Origin of the sequence: Streptomyces sp. NPDC001536 (genome assembly GCF_042894505.1) — a bacterium.
In the GTDB taxonomy this organism is placed as follows: Bacteria; Actinomycetota; Actinomycetes; order Streptomycetales; family Streptomycetaceae; genus Streptomyces.
Genome location: NZ_JBIAVQ010000001.1, coordinates 411,840 through 428,804 on the forward strand (window position 1 = coordinate 411,840; position 16,965 = coordinate 428,804).

General features: G+C 71.0%; 19 protein-coding genes. 12 read left to right on the forward strand and 7 right to left on the reverse strand.

Going from position 1 to position 16,965, the window contains the following annotated elements:
* Positions 1-64: 64 nt before the first annotated feature.
* Positions 65-478 carry a gamma-glutamylcyclotransferase family protein gene (locus tag ACFY0U_RS01935; RefSeq protein ID WP_388628752.1) on the reverse strand — a complete coding sequence of 138 codons (414 nt, stop codon included), beginning with the start codon at positions 476-478 and terminating at the stop codon, positions 65-67.
* A 147-nt stretch (positions 479-625) separates the two neighbouring features.
* On the opposite strand from ACFY0U_RS01935, the gene ACFY0U_RS01940 reads away from it, so the two are divergent.
* Positions 626-2,287 carry a M4 family metallopeptidase gene (locus ACFY0U_RS01940; protein ID WP_388628755.1) on the forward strand — a complete coding sequence of 554 codons (1,662 nt, stop codon included), beginning with the start codon at positions 626-628 and terminating at the stop codon, positions 2,285-2,287.
* Between the two features lie 104 nt (positions 2,288-2,391).
* Here ACFY0U_RS01940 and ACFY0U_RS01945 read toward each other — a convergent pair whose 3' ends face one another.
* Positions 2,392-2,976 (reverse strand): NADPH-dependent FMN reductase, encoded by a 585-nt coding sequence (locus ACFY0U_RS01945; protein ID WP_388628757.1) that lies wholly within the window; start codon positions 2,974-2,976, stop codon positions 2,392-2,394.
* Positions 2,977-3,253: 277 nt separating this feature from the next.
* On the opposite strand from ACFY0U_RS01945, the gene ACFY0U_RS01950 reads away from it, so the two are divergent.
* Positions 3,254-3,775, forward strand: a complete 522-nt coding sequence (locus ACFY0U_RS01950) for a hypothetical protein (protein ID WP_388628760.1) — start codon at positions 3,254-3,256, stop codon at positions 3,773-3,775.
* 117 nt (positions 3,776-3,892) lie between these two features.
* Entirely contained in the window at positions 3,893-4,519 is a 627-nt protein-coding gene (locus ACFY0U_RS01955) for a class F sortase (RefSeq protein WP_388628763.1), read from the forward strand.
* Here ACFY0U_RS01955 and ACFY0U_RS01960 read toward each other — a convergent pair.
* Positions 4,457-4,897: a winged helix-turn-helix transcriptional regulator gene (locus ACFY0U_RS01960; protein WP_388628766.1), complete on the reverse strand. Its 441-nt coding sequence runs from the start codon at positions 4,895-4,897 to the stop codon at positions 4,457-4,459. The two genes, ACFY0U_RS01955 and ACFY0U_RS01960, sit on opposite strands and share 63 nt — an antisense overlap.
* 97 nt (positions 4,898-4,994) lie before the next feature.
* Between ACFY0U_RS01960 and ACFY0U_RS01965 the strand changes: the two genes are divergently transcribed.
* A complete protein-coding gene (locus tag ACFY0U_RS01965; RefSeq protein ID WP_388628769.1) occupies positions 4,995-5,885 on the forward strand; it encodes an NAD(P)-dependent oxidoreductase in 891 nt (296 codons plus the stop codon).
* On the opposite strand, the gene cpt is transcribed toward ACFY0U_RS01965, so the two are convergent.
* On the reverse strand, positions 5,882-6,403 hold the full coding sequence (cpt, locus tag ACFY0U_RS01970) for a chloramphenicol phosphotransferase CPT (protein ID WP_388628772.1): 522 nt from the start codon (positions 6,401-6,403) through the stop codon (positions 5,882-5,884). The two genes, ACFY0U_RS01965 and cpt, sit on opposite strands and share 4 nt — an antisense overlap.
* Positions 6,404-6,417: 14 nt before the next feature.
* A complete protein-coding gene (locus ACFY0U_RS01975) occupies positions 6,418-7,200 on the reverse strand; it encodes a sulfite exporter TauE/SafE family protein (protein WP_388628775.1) in 783 nt (260 codons plus the stop codon).
* Positions 7,201-7,431: 231 nt separating this feature from the next.
* Here ACFY0U_RS01975 and ACFY0U_RS01980 point away from each other — a divergent pair, with 231 nt between their 5' ends.
* From ACFY0U_RS01980 to ACFY0U_RS02000, 5 genes are all read left to right on the forward strand, one after another.
* Complete coding sequence (locus ACFY0U_RS01980) at positions 7,432-8,646, forward strand: NAD(P)/FAD-dependent oxidoreductase (RefSeq protein ID WP_388628777.1); 1,215 nt, start codon at positions 7,432-7,434, stop codon at positions 8,644-8,646.
* Positions 8,646-11,261, forward strand: coding sequence for a nitrite reductase large subunit NirB (gene nirB, locus ACFY0U_RS01985; protein ID WP_388628780.1), 2,616 nt, complete (start codon positions 8,646-8,648; stop codon positions 11,259-11,261). Before ACFY0U_RS01980 ends, nirB begins: the two co-directional genes overlap by 1 nt.
* Positions 11,258-11,608: a nitrite reductase small subunit NirD gene (gene nirD, locus ACFY0U_RS01990; RefSeq protein ID WP_171145219.1), complete on the forward strand. Its 351-nt coding sequence runs from the start codon at positions 11,258-11,260 to the stop codon at positions 11,606-11,608. Before nirB ends, nirD begins: the two co-directional genes overlap by 4 nt.
* A gap of 65 nt (positions 11,609-11,673) precedes the next feature.
* Positions 11,674-12,255 (forward strand): TetR/AcrR family transcriptional regulator, encoded by a 582-nt coding sequence (locus ACFY0U_RS01995; protein WP_388628784.1) that lies wholly within the window; start codon positions 11,674-11,676, stop codon positions 12,253-12,255.
* Between the two features lie 77 nt (positions 12,256-12,332).
* Entirely contained in the window at positions 12,333-13,100 is a 768-nt protein-coding gene (locus tag ACFY0U_RS02000) for an SDR family NAD(P)-dependent oxidoreductase (RefSeq protein WP_388628787.1), read from the forward strand.
* Here the strand turns inward: ACFY0U_RS02000 and ACFY0U_RS02005 are convergent.
* Positions 13,028-13,540: a hypothetical protein gene (locus tag ACFY0U_RS02005; protein WP_388628789.1), complete on the reverse strand. Its 513-nt coding sequence runs from the start codon at positions 13,538-13,540 to the stop codon at positions 13,028-13,030. The two genes, ACFY0U_RS02000 and ACFY0U_RS02005, sit on opposite strands and share 73 nt — an antisense overlap.
* A gap of 11 nt (positions 13,541-13,551) precedes the next feature.
* Positions 13,552-14,481 (reverse strand): oxidoreductase, encoded by a 930-nt coding sequence (locus ACFY0U_RS02010; protein WP_388628792.1) that lies wholly within the window; start codon positions 14,479-14,481, stop codon positions 13,552-13,554.
* A gap of 192 nt (positions 14,482-14,673) precedes the next feature.
* Between ACFY0U_RS02010 and ACFY0U_RS02015 the strand changes: the two genes are divergently transcribed.
* The 3 genes from ACFY0U_RS02015 (at position 14,674) to ACFY0U_RS02025 (ending at position 16,931) form a co-directional block, all read left to right on the forward strand.
* Entirely contained in the window at positions 14,674-15,834 is a 1,161-nt protein-coding gene (locus tag ACFY0U_RS02015; protein ID WP_388628795.1) for an alkaline phosphatase PhoX, read from the forward strand.
* Positions 15,835-15,925: 91 nt separating this feature from the next.
* Positions 15,926-16,366 (forward strand): excalibur calcium-binding domain-containing protein, encoded by a 441-nt coding sequence (locus tag ACFY0U_RS02020; protein ID WP_388628798.1) that lies wholly within the window; start codon positions 15,926-15,928, stop codon positions 16,364-16,366.
* Positions 16,367-16,541: 175 nt separating this feature from the next.
* Positions 16,542-16,931, forward strand: a complete 390-nt coding sequence (locus ACFY0U_RS02025) for an excalibur calcium-binding domain-containing protein (protein WP_388628800.1) — start codon at positions 16,542-16,544, stop codon at positions 16,929-16,931.
* Positions 16,932-16,965 lie beyond the last annotated feature (34 nt).

Genomic DNA, 16,965 nt, shown 5'->3' on the forward strand with positions numbered 1-16,965 from the left:
CGGGGTCGTTCGGCAGGCTGCGGGCGCCGGCGTCGACAGTCCCCGGTCGGGCGCCGAAGGTCCCTCAGCCGTGGACCAGCCAGTCACCGCTGTCGATCAGCTTGCCGTGCGCGCGCAGTTCGGCGGCCACGGCGGGGGCGGCGACGTACACCCAGGCCCGTACGGGCGCCCCGTCGGCGTCCCGTACGACCTCGCGCTCGACGCGCTCGTAGAGGTTGCGGGGATCGCCGGGGGCGTAGTCCTCCAGCCGGTCGAGGGCGACGAGGAGGTCGTCGTACGCCTCGGGGAGGGCGGTGACGAGTTCCCCGAGAACGGTGCCTCCGGGCTGCTCGACGGCGTACGGATAGCCGGGACCGTCGTAGAGCACCACGCCGTCGAGCCGGCCCGGCTCCTCGGAGCGGGTGCGGCCGCGCAGGAAGTGGTCGTGGTTGACCTGTCCGGGGCGGAGGGTGCCGTAGACGAAGAACGGGAGTCTCACGGAAACGATTCTCTCTCCTCACACACGGGTGCCGGACGTGCACAGACGCCCTCTGGACATGACATGTCATGGCCCCTTAAATCTCAGGCAGCACTCGCGCCTCCTCCTTTCCCCCCACGCGCCCAACGCGCCTTTCCAAGGAGACAGATGAGCCGGATACGTCCCGTTCGCCCTGTCCACACCCTCCTGGGGTCCCGTCTCGCCACGGTCGGCACGGCCGCCACCGCCGCGATCCTCCTGGCCGCCGCGCTCTCCCCGACCGCGGGCGCGGCCGACCGGCCGACCCGGGCCACCGCGATCGGCAACGCGGCGGACGTGCTCGTGGCGCAGGCCTCGAAGCTGGGCCTCACCGCCGCACAGGACACGAAGGTCCGGGACGTCGTGGTCGACAAGGACGGCGCGCAGCACGTCCGCTACGACCGTACGTACCGCGGAATCCCGGTACTGGGCGGCGACTTCGTGGTCCACCTGGACGCGGACGGCACGTACCGCGGCGCGAACAGAGCCACCCGTCAGTCCATCGCCCTGTCCTCGGTCACCCCTGGCCTGACCGCCCCGAAGGCCGCCGACCTCGCGGCGAACGCGCTGCGCGCCGCCAACCTCGGCGAGACGCTGAAGAAGCTGACGGCCAAGCCGAAGCTGGTCGTCGACGCCCTGCACGGCACCCCCAAGCTGGCCTGGCAGACCGACGTCGTCGCACAGGACTCGCTCGGCAACCCGGTCGGGCGCACGGTGCTGACCGACGCGGGGACGGGCGCGCAGATCGACGCGTGGGACTCGATCGAGACGGCGTCGGGTGACGGGAAGTCGCTGTACGGCGGGACGGTACCGCTGGAGACGACCCTGTCGGGATCGGCGTACCAGCTCAAGGACGCGACGCGCGGGAACACGTACACGGGCGACGCGGCGAACAAGACGGACCTGTGCATCCTCGGCATCTGCGTCAGCCGCGCCCCGTCCACGGTCTTCACGGACGCCGACAACCACTGGGGAACGGGGGCCACTTCGGACCGCGCCACGGCGGCCGTGGACGCCCAGTACGGCACCGACGTCACCTGGGACTACTACAAGAACGTCCACGGGCGGTCCGGTATCGCGGGCGACGGCAAGGGCTCGTTCAACCGCGTCCACTACGGCAACAACTACAACAACGCCTTCTGGGACGACAGTTGCTTCTGCATGACGTACGGCGACGGCGACGGGACGCAGCTCGGCCCGCTCGTGTCGCTGGACGTGGCGGGCCACGAGATGTCGCACGGCGTGACGTCGAAGACGGCGGCGCTGACGTACTCGGGTGAGTCGGGCGGCCTGAACGAGGCCACGTCGGACATCTTCGGAACGCTGGTGGAGTTCTACGCGGGCAACTCCGGCGACACCGGGGACTATCTGATCGGCGAGAAGATCGTCCGCTCCGGATTCGGCCGGGACGCGCTGCGCTACATGGACAAGCCGTCGAAGGACGGGAACTCGGCGGACTGCTGGAGTTCGACGGTCAAGGACCTGGACGTGCACTACTCGTCCGGCGTCGCGAACCACTTCGCGTTCCTCCTCGCGGAGGGCAGCGGCGCCCGGACGGTGAACGGCGTCAGCTACAACTCCCCCACCTGCGACGGCTCTTCGGTGTCGGGCATCGGCCGGGACAAGGTGGGCGCGATCTGGTACCGGGCACTGACGGTCTACATGACCTCCTCGACGAACTACGCGGGTGCGCGTACGGCGACGCTGAACGCGGCGAGGGATCTGTACGGGTCCGGGAGCACCGAGTACAACGCGGTGGCCGCGGCGTGGAGCGCGGTGAACGTGAGCTGAGGTGCGGTAGCCGGCAGTGCGGCGGGGACGGACGTCACCGGGCTCCCTGCCGCACCGCCACCGCCTTCCCACCGCATCGACACGGAGTCGGCCGTGGGGCTGCACTACGCCCCGTACGGCCTCAGCTCCCTCGCCTCCCTCAGCCCCCTCCCCCACCACACCAGCTGATCCAGCATCCCCTTGGCCGCCGCCCCCGGGGCCGCCGGATCCTTCAGCCGGCCCTCGTCGTCGAAGGACGCCCCCGCGTTGTGGAAGGACACCGTGTCGCGGACGGTCACCGCGTGCAGTTCGGCGAAGACCTGGCGGAGGTGTTCCACAGCTCGCAGGCCGCCTGACATACCGCCGTAGGAGACGAGGGCGACGGGCTTGGCCTGCCATTCGGTGTAGTGCCAGTCGATGAGGTTCTTGAGACCGGCGGGGTAGGAGTGGTTGTACTCGGGGGTGAGGACGACGAAGGCGTCCGCGGTGGCCAGTTTCGGGGTGATGCCCGAGAGGGCCGCCGTCGCCTCCTGGGTGCGGGCGAAGGACATGGGGAGGTCGGTGTCCGCGACGTCCACGACGTCGGGGAGCAGGTCGTCCCGGTCTCGCATCAGGTCGAGGAGCCAGTCCGCGACGACGGGGCCGAAGCGGCCGTGGCGGTTGCTGCCGACGACGAGGGTGACCTTCAAAGGAGCGTCTGTGATCTGCATGAGGGACAGCCTGATACCTCAACAAAGCTTGAGGTCAAGTCCCGGCGCCCGACCCCGGGTCACCCGGTCGCACCCTCGCCCCGCGCCCTTCGGGTTCTCTTCCGCGACACCTCCGCCCTACGCCGATGACCTGCCCAAACACCGCCACCACAGCCCCGCCGCACACCGACCTGACACCCATTCACCCCATTTCTGACGCACCCTCAGGAAGCGCGCTCGGCCCGCTGCCTTTTACCTCGGAAGGGCAGGGGACACCGAAGAGCTCGAGGGAGCACCGATGCGCCGTACCGCCCGCATGCTGACCGGCACCGCGCTCGCCGTCGCGGCCGCGGGGCTGGTGGCCGCACCGGTGCACGCCGCGGACGCCGCAAGCCTGGAGGTGTACCCGTCCTCGGTCGTGCCCGGCGAACAGGTCACGGTGAACACGGCGGCGTGCCAGGACGGCGACACCGCGGCGGGCGACGCGAGCGCGGTGGGCGCCGGATCGTTCACCCTCGCGCCGAGCACCCATGAGCAGGACGCGATCGGACAGTTCCGGGTGCCGGAGAGCGCGCAGCCGGGGACGTACGAGATCGTCGCGACCTGCGCGGAAGGCGGCCGGCGGGTCACGGGCGACCTGGTGGTCACGCTCACCTCCACCCGTCAGCAGGTGTATCCCCGAGGAAGTGTGAAGACGGGGGTCGGTGGCGCTCTGGGCCCCGATCCCGTGCAGACCGCGGCCGGCGTGGCGGCTCTCGCCGTCGCCGCCGCGGGCGGTACCTGGCTCCTGCATCGCCGGGCGAGAGGCGACGGGATCTGACGGACACCCTCCGCTGTCCGTCCGCCGGTACCGCATGTCCCCTCCCCCTCCGGGTCCGACGCCCCTCGCGGCCCGGAGGGGGACAGGGGCAGGCCCAGCGAAAAGGAGGCTCTCCGCATGCGCGGACACCGCAGCGCCGGCAACTTCGTCATAGCGGCCGTCACCGTCGTCGCCCTGTGCTGCGGTGCCTGGCTGCTGCGCGGTGCCGCCGCGACCCACGCCCCGCCGCAGCCCGCCCCCTCCGAGGCCCGCGCCGACCACACCGAGGCAGGCTCCGCGCCCGCGCTGCCGCCCTCCCCACCGGACCGCATCCGCATCCCGTCGATCCGCGTGGACGCCCCCCTGATGGGCCTCGGGCTCACCCCGACCGGCAGCCTCGACGTCCCGCCCGCCGAGAAGGAGAACCTCGCCGGCTGGTACGAGGCCGGCACCACCCCCGGGGAGACGGGCACCGCGATCGTCGCCGGACATGTCGACAACGCCGACGGTCCCGCCGTCTTCTACGACCTCGGCGCCCTGAGGAAGGGCAGCACCATCGAGGTGGCCCGGCGCGACGGCACCGCGGCCCTCTTCTCGGTCGACTCCGTCGAGGTGTACGACGCGAGGGACTTCCCCGACGAGAAGGTGTACGGCGCGGCGCACCGGCCCGAGCTGCGGGTGATCACCTGCGGCGGGGGCTACTCACGGGCGACCGGCTATCAGGGCAACGTCGTCGTCTTCGCGCATCTGACCGGCAGCCGCTGAGGCACCGTCGAGCGTGTCCGCCGGCGCACCATCGAGCAACTTCGCCGAAGCTCCGCCGAGCATGTTCTCCTTGCCCCAGTCCCCCAGCGGCCCCAGCGCCTCGTTGAGCGTCTCGCCCCGCCCGGTCAGGGAGTACTCGACCCTCGGCGGCACCTCGTCGTACGCCTCCCGGTGCACGATGCCGTCCGCCTCCAGCTCCCGCAGATGAGCCGCGAGCACCTTCTCCGTCACCCCCGGCAGCTCCCGGCGCAGTTCGCCGAAGCGGCACGGCTTCTCGTGCAGCGCCCAGAGGATGAGCACCTTCCACTTGCCGCCGATCACGTCCATCGCCGCGTCGATCCCGCAGACGTACGTCCCCGGCCGCCGTGCCCTCGCCATGCCGCCCCTCCTCTGCCTGGACCCTTTCCCGGCGGTAACCACCCACTCTCAAGTACGTACTTGAGCAGGCGCTTCCCTACGAACAACCCTAAACGGCATGACTGACAACGCCCCGACCACGAAGACCCCACTGACCCTCCTCGGCGCCGGTGCCATGGGCACCGCCCTCGCCCGCACCTGGCTCGCCGCCGGCCATCCCGTGACCGTCTGGAACCGCACCCCCGCCCGCGCCGAGGCCCTGGCCGCCGAGGGCGCCACGGTCGCCGCGAGCGCCGCCGAGGCGGTGGCCGCGAGCCGGCTCGTGATCGCCTGTCTGCTGGACGACGCGTCGGTCGGCGAGGCCCTCGACACGGCCGATCTCCAGGACAGGGACCTGGTCAACCTCACCACCGGGACGCCGGGTCAGGGGCGCGCGAGGGCCGCCTGGGCCCAGGCTCGCGGCGCCCGTTTCCTGGACGGCGGGATCATGGGCACACCGCCGATGATCGAGGCGCCGGACTCCGGTGCGTACGTCTTCTACAGCGGTTCCGCCGACCTCTTCGAGGAGCACCGCGACACTCTCGCCGTGCCGGCCGCGACCACCTACGTCGGCGCGGACCCGGGGTTCGCCGCACTGCACGACGTGGCGCTGCTGAGCGCGATGGACGGCATGTTCGCGGGCCTCACCCACGCCTTCGCGCTGATCCACCGCGAGGACATCGCGCCGAAGGACTTCGCCCCGCTGCTGGCGGAGTGGCTGACCGCGATGACGTTCATGGTGCACAAGGCCGCCGACCAGTTGGAGAGCGGCGACTACGGCAAGGACGTCGTCTCCAACCTGGCCATGCAGTCCGCCGCCAACGCCACGCTGCTGCGCACGGCCGAGGAACAGGGCGTGAGCGCCGAACTGCTGACACCGTACGCGGCCCTGATGGCGCGACGGGTAGCGGGCGGACACGGGGCCGAGGACATCACGGGGGTGATCGAACTGCTCGTACGACAGCCTTAGTGGACGTGCGCGGCGATCGTCCGCGCACACTCCAGCGACTCGGTCCCCGCGGTGTCCACCTCCACGTCGTACACCACGCCCTGGTGGACGATCTCCGCCTGCTTCTCCGCCATCCCGCGCACCCGGTCACCGCGGGCGATCTCCCGGCCCGCGGCGACCGAGGCCTCGCAGCGGACGCCGACCCAGAGCACGTCCAGGCCGTCGAGGACCCGGCGCCAGCGGTCCTGGGTCGACGTTCCGCCGAGGAAGACGTCGTCGATGATCACGCGGGCGCCCGCGTGGACCATGGCCGCGATGCCCTTGGCCCAGGCCGCTTCCAGGGTCATGTACTGCGGGCCGACGTTCACCGAGCCGTCGGGGGCGAACTCGATGCCCGCGCCCTCGCCGGGCATCGCCTCGATCAGCGAGTCGACCCCGAAGGCCAGCCACGGGTCCGGCAGCACCGCCTGAAGACACCGCACGATCCCGGACTTGCCGGAGCTGGAACCGCCGTTGAGCACGATCACCTGGGTCGCCATGGGGTCACCGTAGGTCAGGCGAGCCACTGCTCGTACGCCATTTTCGCGACCAGCGAGAACACCACCGTCAGCAGGACGACCCGTACGAAACCGCTCCCCTTCTTCAGTGCCGTGTGCGCGCCCAACGTGCCGCCCGCCAGGTTGAACACCGCCATCAGCGCCGCCAGCTGCCACAGGACCGTGCCCTGCCAGGCGAAGGTGGCCAGCGCGCCGGCGTTGGTGCAGCAGTTGACGATCTTCGCGGTGGCGGAGGCGGTGACGAGGTCGAGGTGGAGGACGGCGGTGAGGGCGAGGACCAGGAAGGTGCCGGTGCCGGGGCCGATCAGACCGTCGTAGAAGCCGATGCCGAGGCCCGCGAGACCGATCGCGGCGAGGACGCGGCGGCGGGTGGCCGGGCCGGTCGCGGGGGCGGTGCCGAAGGCGGGACGCAGGATGACGAAGGCGGCGACGGCCAGGAGGACCACCATGATCACGGGCTTGAGCACTTCGGTGCTCATTCCCGCCGCGAAGAACGCCCCCGCCGAGGAGCCCGCGAGGGCCGCGAGGCCGATGCGGACCGCGAGGCGTACGTCGACCGGGGCCTTGCGGGCGTAGGTCACCGCCGCGCCGGACGTGCCGACGATGGCGACCGCCTTGTTGGTGCCGAGGGCGTAGGCGGCCGGGGTGCTCGACGGCAGGCCGAGCAGCAGCGCCGGGAGCAGGAGCAGGCCCCCGCCGCCGACCACGGCGTCGATCCAACCGGCGGCGAGCGCCGCGAGGCACAGGACGACGAGGGTGGTCAGCGATATGTCGGGCATGATCGGGACCCTAGACAGGAGATAGGTGTCCAGTCCATCGAGATGAGCTTCGTTTGAGCCTCGTAGACGATGTCACCTGCATGGATTCCGCCGGCTCGGCCACCTCACAGCCCGTCCGCGGCGCATTCTCGGAACCCTCACACCCGCCCACCGCCCCCGCTGAGGGCAGCGTTCCTCGCGGGAAACAGATGTGATGCGGTCGGGTAACACCGGCAACGCACGCTCCTGAACATGACCTCGAATACGCGTGTGGTGGTGATCGGCGCCGGACTCGCGGGCGTCCGTCTCGCCCGGCGGCTCGGCGAGCTCGGCACGCCCGTGACGCTGATCGGCGAGGAGGAGCACCGCCCGTACAACCGGGTGCTGCTCGCCGATGTGCTGGCCGGACGGTACAGCCCCGAGGTGATCGCGCTGCCTGCGCCCGCGGAGCTCACCCGTGCCCAGGTCACCGGCATCGACCGGGAGGCGCGGACCGTCGAGTGCGCGGACGGTTCGAAGATCGCATACGACCGACTGGTCCTGGCCACCGGCTCGAACCCGGTGCTGCCGCCGCTGCGCGGTCTGTTCACCCCGGACCACGTCCTGCCGGAGGGCGTCCACGCCTTCCGCACGATGGACGACTGCCTGGGCCTGTCCAAGGCGGTCAGGCCGGGTGCGAAGGCGGTCGTCATCGGCGGCGGGCTCCTCGGGGTCTCCGCCGCCCGGGCGCTCGCCCAGCGCGGCGCCCAGGTGATCCTCGCCCAGCAGGCCGAGCGGCTCATGGAGCGCCAGCTCGACCCGAACGCCTCCAAGCTCGTCCGGCGCCATCTGGGCGAGCTCGGCGTCGAGGTCCACACCGAACTGCGGGTGCGTGACGTGCGCTGCGTCAACGGCGCGGTCCGCTCGGTCGAGATGGCCGACGGATACGCCCTCGACGCCGACCTGGTGGTCCTGGCCTGCGGGGTCCGCCCGCGCGCGGGACTTGCCTGGGGCGCGGGCCTGGAGGTCCGCAAGGGCATCGTCGTGGACGACGAACTGCGCACCTCCGACCCGTACATCCACGCCATCGGCGACTGCGCCCAGCACGACGGAAACGTCTACGGGCTCGCCACTCCGGCCCTCGAACAGGCCGAGGTGCTCGCCGAGTTGCTCGCCGGCCGGGCCGATGCCCGCTACACCGGCACCCGTTCGCTGACCCGGCTCACCCTGCCCGGTCAGAGTGCCTTCGACCTCGCCGCGTTCGGCGAGACGGAGGCGTTGCCCGGCGACGACGTCGTCCAGCTCGCCGACGCCACCCGAGGCACCTACCGCAAGGTCGTCGTCCGCGACGACCGCCTGGTCGGCGGGGTCCTCGTCGGCGAACTCGGCACCGTCGGCGCGCTCGCGCGCGCCTGGGAGGGAGCAGAGCCGCTCCCCACCGACGGCGGTCCCCTGCTCCACCTGCTCACCAACGATGGAGGCTCCTGATGACCGCCACCCCGGAGGCCACGGAGGCCACCCCCACGATCGTGCTCGTCGGCCACGGCATGGTCGGCCAGCGCTTCCTCGAATCCCTCGCCGAGCGCGGCCTGACCGCCACGCACCGCGTGGTGGTGCTGTGCGAGGAGCCGCGTCCCGCGTACGACCGCGTCGCGCTCACCTCGTACTTCTCGGGCAAGACGCCCGAGGACCTGTCCATGACGGACATGGAGTTCATCGACGCCCAGGGGATCGAGCTCTACGTCGGTGACCCGGCGGTGACCGTCGACCGCGAGGCGAAGAAGGTCACGGCCCGGTCGGGCCAGGTCTTCGACTACGACATCCTCGTCCTCGCGACCGGCTCGTACCCCTTCGTGCCGCCGGTCCCCAACAAGGACGCCAAGGGCTGTTTCGTCTACCGCACCATCGAGGACCTGCTCGCCATCGAGGAGTACGCCAAGACGCGCACCACTGGTGCCGTGGTCGGCGGCGGTCTGCTCGGACTCGAGGCGGCCGGTGCGCTGAAGGGGCTCGGACTCACCTCCCACATCGTCGAGTTCGCGCCGCGGCTGATGCCGGTGCAGGTCGACGAGGGCGGTGGCGCGGCGCTGCTGCGGACCATCGAGGAGATGGGGCTGAGCGTCCACACGGGCGTCGGCACACAGGAGATCGTGGTCGACTCCGAGGGTGCCGTCACCGGCATGAAGCTCTCCGACGGCTCCGAACTCGCCACCGACCTGGTGGTGTTCTCCGCCGGTGTCCGCCCCCGCGACCAGCTGGCCCGCGACTGCGGCCTGACGGTCGGCGAGCGCGGCGGCATCACCGTCGACGAGCAGTGCCGTACGGTCGCCGACCCGCACGTCTTCGCGATCGGCGAGTGCGCGCTGGCCGCCGACGGCCGGGTGTACGGCCTGGTCGCCCCCGGTTACGAGCAGGCCGAGACGGCGGCGGCGACCATCGCCTCGGACGAGGCCGCGTTCCTCGGCGCCGACCTCTCCACCAAGCTGAAGCTGCTCGGCGTGGACGTGGCCTCCTTCGGTGACGCGCACGGCGCGACCGAGGACTGCCTGGACGTCGTCTACTCCGACTCCCGCTCGGGCCTGTACAAGAAGCTCGTCATCGGCCGCGACGGCACGCTGCTGGGCGGCATCCTGGTCGGCGACGCGGAGGCGTACGGCACGCTGAAGGCCTTCACGGGCTCGGTCCCGCCGGTCTCCCCCGAGTCGCTGGTGCTGCCCGCCGGTGCCGGCGAGTCCGTCCAGCTCGGCCCGACCGCGCTGCCGGACGACGCGATCATCTGCTCCTGCAACAACGTCCGCAAGGGCACCATCCGCGGCGCGGTCACCGAGCACAACTGCACCACCGTGCCCGAGGTGAAGAAGTGCACCAAGGCCGGTACGACGTGCGGCAGTTGCGTCAAGGTGCTGGGCCAGCTGGTCACCGCCGAGCTGGAGGCGTCCGGCGTCGTCGTCGACAAGGGCCTGTGCGGCTGCTTCTCGCAGACCCGCGAGGAGCTCTACGAGATCGTCCTGGCCCTGCGCATCAACACCTACCAGGACCTGCTGGACCGCTACGGCCGCGACGGCGCCCGGGGCGGCGACGGCTGCGAGACCTGCAAGCCGGCCGTGGCCTCGATCATCGCCTCCCTCGCCCCGACCATCGGTGCCGACGTCTACGTCCTGGACGGCGAGCAGGCCGCGCTCCAGGACACCAACGACCACTTCCTGGCCAACCTCCAGAAGAACGGCTCGTACTCGGTCGTCCCCCGTATCCCCGGCGGTGAGATCACCCCGGAGGGCCTGATCGTCATCGGCGAGATCGCCCGCGACTTCGGCCTCTACACGAAGATCACGGGTGGTCAGCGGATCGACATGTTCGGCGCCCGCGTCGAACAACTCCCGCTCATCTGGACCCGGTTGGTGGACGCGGGCTTCGAGTCCGGCCACGCGTACGGGAAGTCGCTGCGTACGGTCAAGTCCTGCGTGGGCCAGACCTGGTGCCGCTACGGAGTCCAGGACTCGGTGCGCATGGCGATCGACCTGGAGCTGCGCTACCGGGGTCTGCGCTCCCCGCACAAGCTGAAGTCGGCGGTGTCGGGCTGCGCCCGTGAGTGCGCCGAGGCCCAGTCCAAGGACTTCGGCATCATCGCCACCTCGGGCGGCTGGAACCTGTACGTCGGCGGCAACGGCGGCGCCACCCCGCGCCACGCGGACCTGCTGGCGCAGGACCTGAGCGACGCCGAACTGATCAAGCTGATCGACCGGTTCCTGATGTTCTACATCCGCACCGCCGACCGTCTGGAGCGCACCTCCACCTGGCTGGAGCGGATCCCCGGCGGCCTGGACCACGTCCGGGACGTGGTGGTGGAGGACTCCCTCGGCATCTGCGAGGAGCTGGAGTCGCTGATGGCCACGCACGTCGCCCACTACCGCGACGAGTGGTCCGACACCATCAACGACCCCGAGAAGCTCGCCCGGTTCGTGTCCTTCGTGAACGCGCCGGACACCCCCGACCCGGTCGTCGGCTTCGTCCCCGAGCGCGACCAGATCAAGCCCGACCTGCCCCTGCTGTCCATCGGCCTGCGCCCCGCCGAAGACGTCCTGGAAGGAAGCGCCCAGCGATGACCCTGGCACCCGAGACGACCGCTCTGAAGATCCAACTGCGCCTCGGCGACAGCTGGTTCACGGTCTGCGACCTCAACGTCCTGCTGCCGGGCCGCGGTGTGGCGGCCCTGCTGCCCGACGGCCGGCAGGCGGCGCTCTTCCGTGACCGCGCGGGCGAGCTGTACGCCATCGACAACCGTGACCCCTTCGGTGGCGCGGCGGTCCTCTCCCGCGGACTGACCGGCACCCACGAGGGCCGCCCGTTCGTCGCCTCGCCCCTGCTGAAGCAGCGCTTCGATCTGCTGTCGGGACAGTGCCTGGACGACGAGACGGTACGGATCCCGACGTACCAGGTGCGGGTGTCGTGACCCGTTCCCGGTCCGGGAGAAGCCTTTCTTGACCGAGCGTTCTCATTGGATCTAGGCTGCGGTACGTGGCCAGGACCAAGGAGTTCGATCCGGAGGCCGCGTTGCAGGCAGCCCTGGAGCTGTTCTGGCGGCGCGGCTACGAGGCGACGTCGATGGCCGACCTCGTCGAGCACCTCGGCATCGGCCGCGCCAGCCTCTACGCGACCTTCGGCAACAAGCACGAGCTGTATCTGAAGGCGCTGGAGCGCTACCAGGAACAGCTCCCGGACCTGCTCGGGGAGCTGTCCCGGCCGGGCCCGGTACTGCCCGCGGTCCGGGCGCTCGTACGGCGTTACGCGGCCGAGGCCACCGCCGAGAACCTGCGCCTGAACGGCTGTTTCATCACCAACACGGCGGCCGAACTCGCCCCGCACGACCCGGCCGCCGCACGGCAGGTCGAGCGGAACTGGGACCACGTGGAAACGGTGCTGCACTCGGCGCTGGTGCGCGCGCAGGCCCAGGGCGAGCTCGGCGCGGGCCGCGATCCGCTCGCCCTCGCCCGGATGCTGCTGGTGCTGCTCCAGGGCCTCAAGGTGGTGGGCAAGGCGTCGCCGGACCCGGCGCGGGTGCGGGACGCGGCGGAACAGGCGCTGGCACTGCTGGACTGAGGCCGCCGATTTCCTTGCCCTCGCCGTTTTTTATTTGGCGCCATATTGAACCGATCGGTCAAGAACAAGGGGAGATCATGACCAGCACTCGTTTCCACGACAGGACCGTTCTCGTGACCGGCGCCGGCTCCGGCATCGGCCGCTGCGTCGCGCTGGCGTTCGCCGCCGAGGGGGCGCGGGTCGTCGTGGCCGGGCGGCGGCGGGAACCCCTCGACGCCACGGCGGCCCTGATCGAGGAGGCGGGCGGCAAGGCGCTCGTGGTGACGGGGGACGTCACGCGCGCCGCCGACGTCCGGGCCGTCGTGGCCGCCGCCGTGGACCACTTCGGCTCCCTCGACGTGGCGGTCAACAACGCGGGCGTCTTCCGGGGCGGGCAGCCGCTGGCCGACCTGCCGGAGTCCGACTGGACCGAGCAGCTCGACATCAACGTCACCGGCGTCTTCCACGCCCTCCAGGCCGAGATCCACCAGATGCGGACCCAGCCCTCCGGCGGCGCGATCGTCAACATCGCCTCCGTCTTCGGCGTCCACGCCCGCCACCCGGGCGCCACCGCGTACGCCGCCACCAAGGCCGCCGTCTCCGTCCTCACCCGGGGCGCCGCCCGCGACCACATCGGCGACGGCGTCCGCATCAACGCGGTCAGCCCCGGCCCCGTGGAGACGGAGATGTCCCTGCTCCCCGGCGAGACGGAGGCCGAGCGCGCCGAACGCATGGAGAACTCGGTGCCGCTCGGCCGCGCCTCCGCCACGGCGGAGATCGCCGCCGCGGTGCTTTATCTGGCCTCGGACGACGCCTCGTCCGTGGTGGGGACGGACTTGGTGGTGGACAGCGGCAAGACGGCCTGAGACATGAGGTCCCGGGTGTGGAGCAGAGCCTGTTCGACGGCCAGCAGGAGTCGGTGGTCCCCCTCTATGGAGCGCAGGTCGCTCTGCCAGGCGTCGACGGCCCGCCATCCGTGTCGGGTGAGTTCGGGGAACGGCCAGCGAGCCTCTTCGAGATCGGCCGGCGCCTTGGGAAGCCGCAGCAGCAGCGCACTCGTTCCCATGGCGAGCGCGGCCGCGACACCCTTGTAGGCCAGGAGCGGAACACCGTAGGCGGCACTCAGGGGCACACCCAGGCCCAAGTCCTTCAGCCGGTACATCAGGTCGGGGTGCGTGTGCAGTTGCCACTCGCCGAGCGTCCAGTCGTCCGGTCCGCTCGGCGGCGAGCCCTGTTCCCGCAGGTAGTCCAGCAGTGCGGTGTTGAGGGGATGCTTCGGCAGCCTCGTCGGGAAGTCCGGTCGCATGGCGAGTGACCCTAGGCCTTCAGGGCGTCGTACGACACTCCCGTGAGCCGCTCGGAAGCGGCCCAAAGCCGTTCGCCCGCCCGGTCGTTGCGGGTCCACGACACTCGCCAGGACGGTCCCGGCGATCCGCGCCAGCCCGCGAGGGACGGGCCGGTGAAGGAGTCGGCGGACACCTCGGGCGCGGTGGCGGCGTAGAGGGTGGGGAGGGCGCCCGCCTCCGCCGGCTGGGCGAAGAACCTGTTGCCGACGGCCATGAAGCGCTCGGTGAAGCGGCGGCCCGCCATGCGGGGGCCGGCGGCCTGGAGGTTGGTCGCCGCGTAGCCCGGGTGGGCGGCCGCCGCGACGAGGTCCGAGCCGTGGGTGGCGAGCCTGCGGGCCAGCTCGTGGGTGAAGAGCAGGTTGGCGGTCTTGGAGCGGGCGTAGGCGATCCAACGGCGGTACCGCCGCTCGCTGTTGAGATCGTGGATGTCGATGTTGGCCATGGCGTGCACCGTGCTGGAGACGGTCACCACCCGCGCGCCCGGGGTGTCGAGCAGTGCGGGCAGCAGCAGTCCGGTGAGCGCGAAGTGGCCGAGGTGGTTGACGCCGAACTGGGTCTCGAAGCCGTCCGCCGTCGTCCCGTACGGCAGGGCCATCACGCCCGCGTTGTTGATCAGCAGGTCGAGTCGGTCGTACGGCAGTGTCCGCGCGAACTCCCGTACGGAGGCGAGGTCTCCGAGGTCGAGCCGGGCGAACTCCACGTGCGCGTCCGGAACTTCGGCGACCAGCCGGTCCGCCGCCCCGGTCCCGCGCGTCTCGCTCCGGCAGGCGAGCACCACCCGGGCGCCCTTGCGTGCCAGCTCGCGCGCGGTGACGTAGCCGATGCCGCTGTTGGCTCCGGTGACGACGGCGGTGCGGCCGTGCTGGTCGGGAATGTGCTGCGCGTTCCAGCCGGTGGACATGGCCGGGCTCCTTCCCGCCGCTTGGATGCTTGCCGCCAGCCTGCCCCCGATGAGGGCCGGCGTCGACAGGACTCACCGACCGCGAGTTCATGACCCGGCCATGACATGTCCACCCGGTTCCCCTAGGTTCCCACCCGCACGCTCCCGCCCCCGACCGGTGGCGGGACGGTCACGGCACCTCTTGGAGCGACAGTGGAACGTCGTACCTTCCTCCGTGCGACCGCCATCGGCGGCACCTCCGCCGTCTTCGGCGGCACCCTGTGGCGCGGCGCCGCGTACGCCGCACCGGCCCAGCCCGGCACGGGCCCCTACGGGGCGCTCGGCTCCCCGGACGCCAACGGCATCAGACTCCCGTCGGGCTTCACCAGCCGGGTCATCGCCCGCTCGGGCCAGACGGTCACCGGAACGTCGTACACCTGGCACAACGCCCCGGACGGGGGCGCCTGTTACGCGGACGGCACGGGCTGGATCTATGTCTCCAACTCGGAGATCAACCCGTCGGGCGGCGCGAGCGCGGTGCGGTTCTCGTCGAGCGGCACGATCACCTCGGCGTACCGCATCCTGTCCGGCACCCGGCAGAACTGCGCGGGCGGCAGGACCCCGTGGAACACCTGGCTGTCCTGCGAGGAGGTCGACCGGGGGTACGTCTACGAGACCGACCCGTGGGGTGTGAACGCGGCGGTGCAGCGCCCGGCGATGGGCCGCTTCAAGCACGAGGCGGCCGCGGCCGACCCGGTCCGTCAGGTGATCTACCTGACGGAGGACGAGACGAACGGCCGCTTCTACCGCTTCATACCGGCGACTTGGGGCAACCTCTCCTCCGGCACCCTCCAGGTACTGGTCGCCGGCACCGCCACCTCGGGCTCCTACACCTGGACCACCGTCCCCGACCCGGACGGCTCCCCCACCTCCACCCGCACCCAGGTCTCCGGCTCCAAGTCCTTCAACGGCGGCGAGGGTTGCCACTACGCCGACGACAAGGTCTGGTTCACCACCAAGGGCGACAACCGTGTCTGGCAGCTCAACCTCACGTCGAACACCTACGAGTTGGCCTACGACGACTCCCTGGTCACCTCCGGCACGGCCCCCCTCACCGGCGTCGACAACATCACCGGCTCCTCCTCCGGCGACCTCTACGTCGCGGAGGACGGCGGCAGCATGGACATCTGCCTCATCACCCCGGACGACGTGGTCGCCCCGTTCCTGAGGATCGACGGCCAGTCCTCCTCGGAGATCACCGGCCCGGCGTTCTCCCCGAACGGCACCCGGCTGTACTTCTCCAGCCAGCGGGGGACGTCGGGGAGTTCGTCGGGCGGGATCACCTACGAGGTGACGGGGCCGTTCCGGTCGTAGTGCCGTGAGGGTCACAGTTTGAACACTCAACCTCCACAAATGAACACACAGCAATACGGTCATCCCCTCACGTAACACCTCTGGGGGACGAATGACCAACCCGTACACCGCACCGCCCGCCGCTTCCGGACCCGCGCCCAAGTGGGCCCGGAAGCGGTACGTCCTGCCCGCCCTGGCCCTCGCCCTGTTCATCGGCGCCGGCATAGGCAACGGCGGCGAGGACACCAAGGCCGACGCGAAGCCCGTGACGGCCAAGCCGCAGCCGACGGTCACCGTGACGGCCACGGCGACGATCGCCGCGGAGTCGGAGCCGGAGCCCGCCGAGACGGTGACCGCGACGGAGACCGTCAAGGTCACGAAGACGGTCACCGCGGAAGCGGCGGCGGCAGACGACTCCGACGCCGGCGCCGACGTCTACTACGCCAACTGCGCCGAGGCCCGCGCCGCGGGTGCCGCGCCGGTGCACCGGGGTGAGCCGGGGTACGCCTCACATCTGGACCGGGACAACGACGGGGTCGGCTGCGACAGCTGACTGTGCCATGTGGACCGCAACACCCTTACGCGTGACCGCACTTGAGCGATCACTGTGCGCTTCCGTCCGGTCGCGTCACGTTCGCATCACGGGTTCTTCACGTCACCTCCACCATGACGGTCTCGCACTACCTTCGGGCACCTCTTGTTTCACCACGACCCCGTAAGGACCCGCCGTGAACCTGCTCCGCAAGCCCGGCGCCATCGTCGTCGCCGCGCTGGCCCTCGCCGTCCTGCCCTCAGCCGCCGAGGCGCACGACGGCGACCACCCGTTCGCCAACTGCACCGAGGCGTACGAGAACGGCTACGCGAACATCCCCGAGAGCGACGAGCACTACGGCACCCACCTGGACCGCGACGGCGACGGCATCGGCTGCGACAGCCCGCCCGCGGACTTCACCCCCGCCGAGGACCAGGAAGCGGACGCCGCGGCCCCCAAGGACACGGACCTCGCCGAGACCGGCGGCGACGACACCACCCCGTACTTCGCGGCCGCCGGCATGTCCGTCATGCTCGCGGGTGCGGGCGTCCTGGTCGTCGTGAACAGGCGACGCGCAGAGCGCTGAACACAGACCGAAGGGGCGCCACCCCCGCACAGGG

What these genes read in the sequence shown, in the direction of transcription:
- ACFY0U_RS01940 (WP_388628755.1), top strand. Translation starts at nt 626, where the DNA reads ATGAGCCGGATACGTCCCGTTCGCCCTGTCCACACCCTCCTGGGGTCC.
- ACFY0U_RS01945 (WP_388628757.1), bottom strand. Translation starts at nt 2,976, where the DNA reads ATGCAGATCACAGACGCTCCTTTGAAGGTCACCCTCGTCGTCGGCAGC.
- ACFY0U_RS01950 (WP_388628760.1), top strand. Translation starts at nt 3,254, where the DNA reads ATGCGCCGTACCGCCCGCATGCTGACCGGCACCGCGCTCGCCGTCGCG.
- ACFY0U_RS01955 (WP_388628763.1), top strand. Translation starts at nt 3,893, where the DNA reads ATGCGCGGACACCGCAGCGCCGGCAACTTCGTCATAGCGGCCGTCACC.
- ACFY0U_RS01960 (WP_388628766.1), bottom strand. Translation starts at nt 4,897, where the DNA reads ATGGCGAGGGCACGGCGGCCGGGGACGTACGTCTGCGGGATCGACGCG.
- ACFY0U_RS01965 (WP_388628769.1), top strand. Translation starts at nt 4,995, where the DNA reads ATGACTGACAACGCCCCGACCACGAAGACCCCACTGACCCTCCTCGGC.
- cpt (WP_388628772.1), bottom strand. Translation starts at nt 6,403, where the DNA reads ATGGCGACCCAGGTGATCGTGCTCAACGGCGGTTCCAGCTCCGGCAAG.
- ACFY0U_RS01975 (WP_388628775.1), bottom strand. Translation starts at nt 7,200, where the DNA reads ATGCCCGACATATCGCTGACCACCCTCGTCGTCCTGTGCCTCGCGGCG.
- ACFY0U_RS01980 (WP_388628777.1), top strand. Translation starts at nt 7,432, where the DNA reads ATGACCTCGAATACGCGTGTGGTGGTGATCGGCGCCGGACTCGCGGGC.
- nirB (WP_388628780.1), top strand. Translation starts at nt 8,646, where the DNA reads ATGACCGCCACCCCGGAGGCCACGGAGGCCACCCCCACGATCGTGCTC.
- nirD (WP_171145219.1), top strand. Translation starts at nt 11,258, where the DNA reads ATGACCCTGGCACCCGAGACGACCGCTCTGAAGATCCAACTGCGCCTC.
- ACFY0U_RS02000 (WP_388628787.1), top strand. Translation starts at nt 12,333, where the DNA reads ATGACCAGCACTCGTTTCCACGACAGGACCGTTCTCGTGACCGGCGCC.
- ACFY0U_RS02005 (WP_388628789.1), bottom strand. Translation starts at nt 13,540, where the DNA reads ATGCGACCGGACTTCCCGACGAGGCTGCCGAAGCATCCCCTCAACACC.
- ACFY0U_RS02010 (WP_388628792.1), bottom strand. Translation starts at nt 14,481, where the DNA reads ATGTCCACCGGCTGGAACGCGCAGCACATTCCCGACCAGCACGGCCGC.
- ACFY0U_RS02020 (WP_388628798.1), top strand. Translation starts at nt 15,926, where the DNA reads ATGACCAACCCGTACACCGCACCGCCCGCCGCTTCCGGACCCGCGCCC.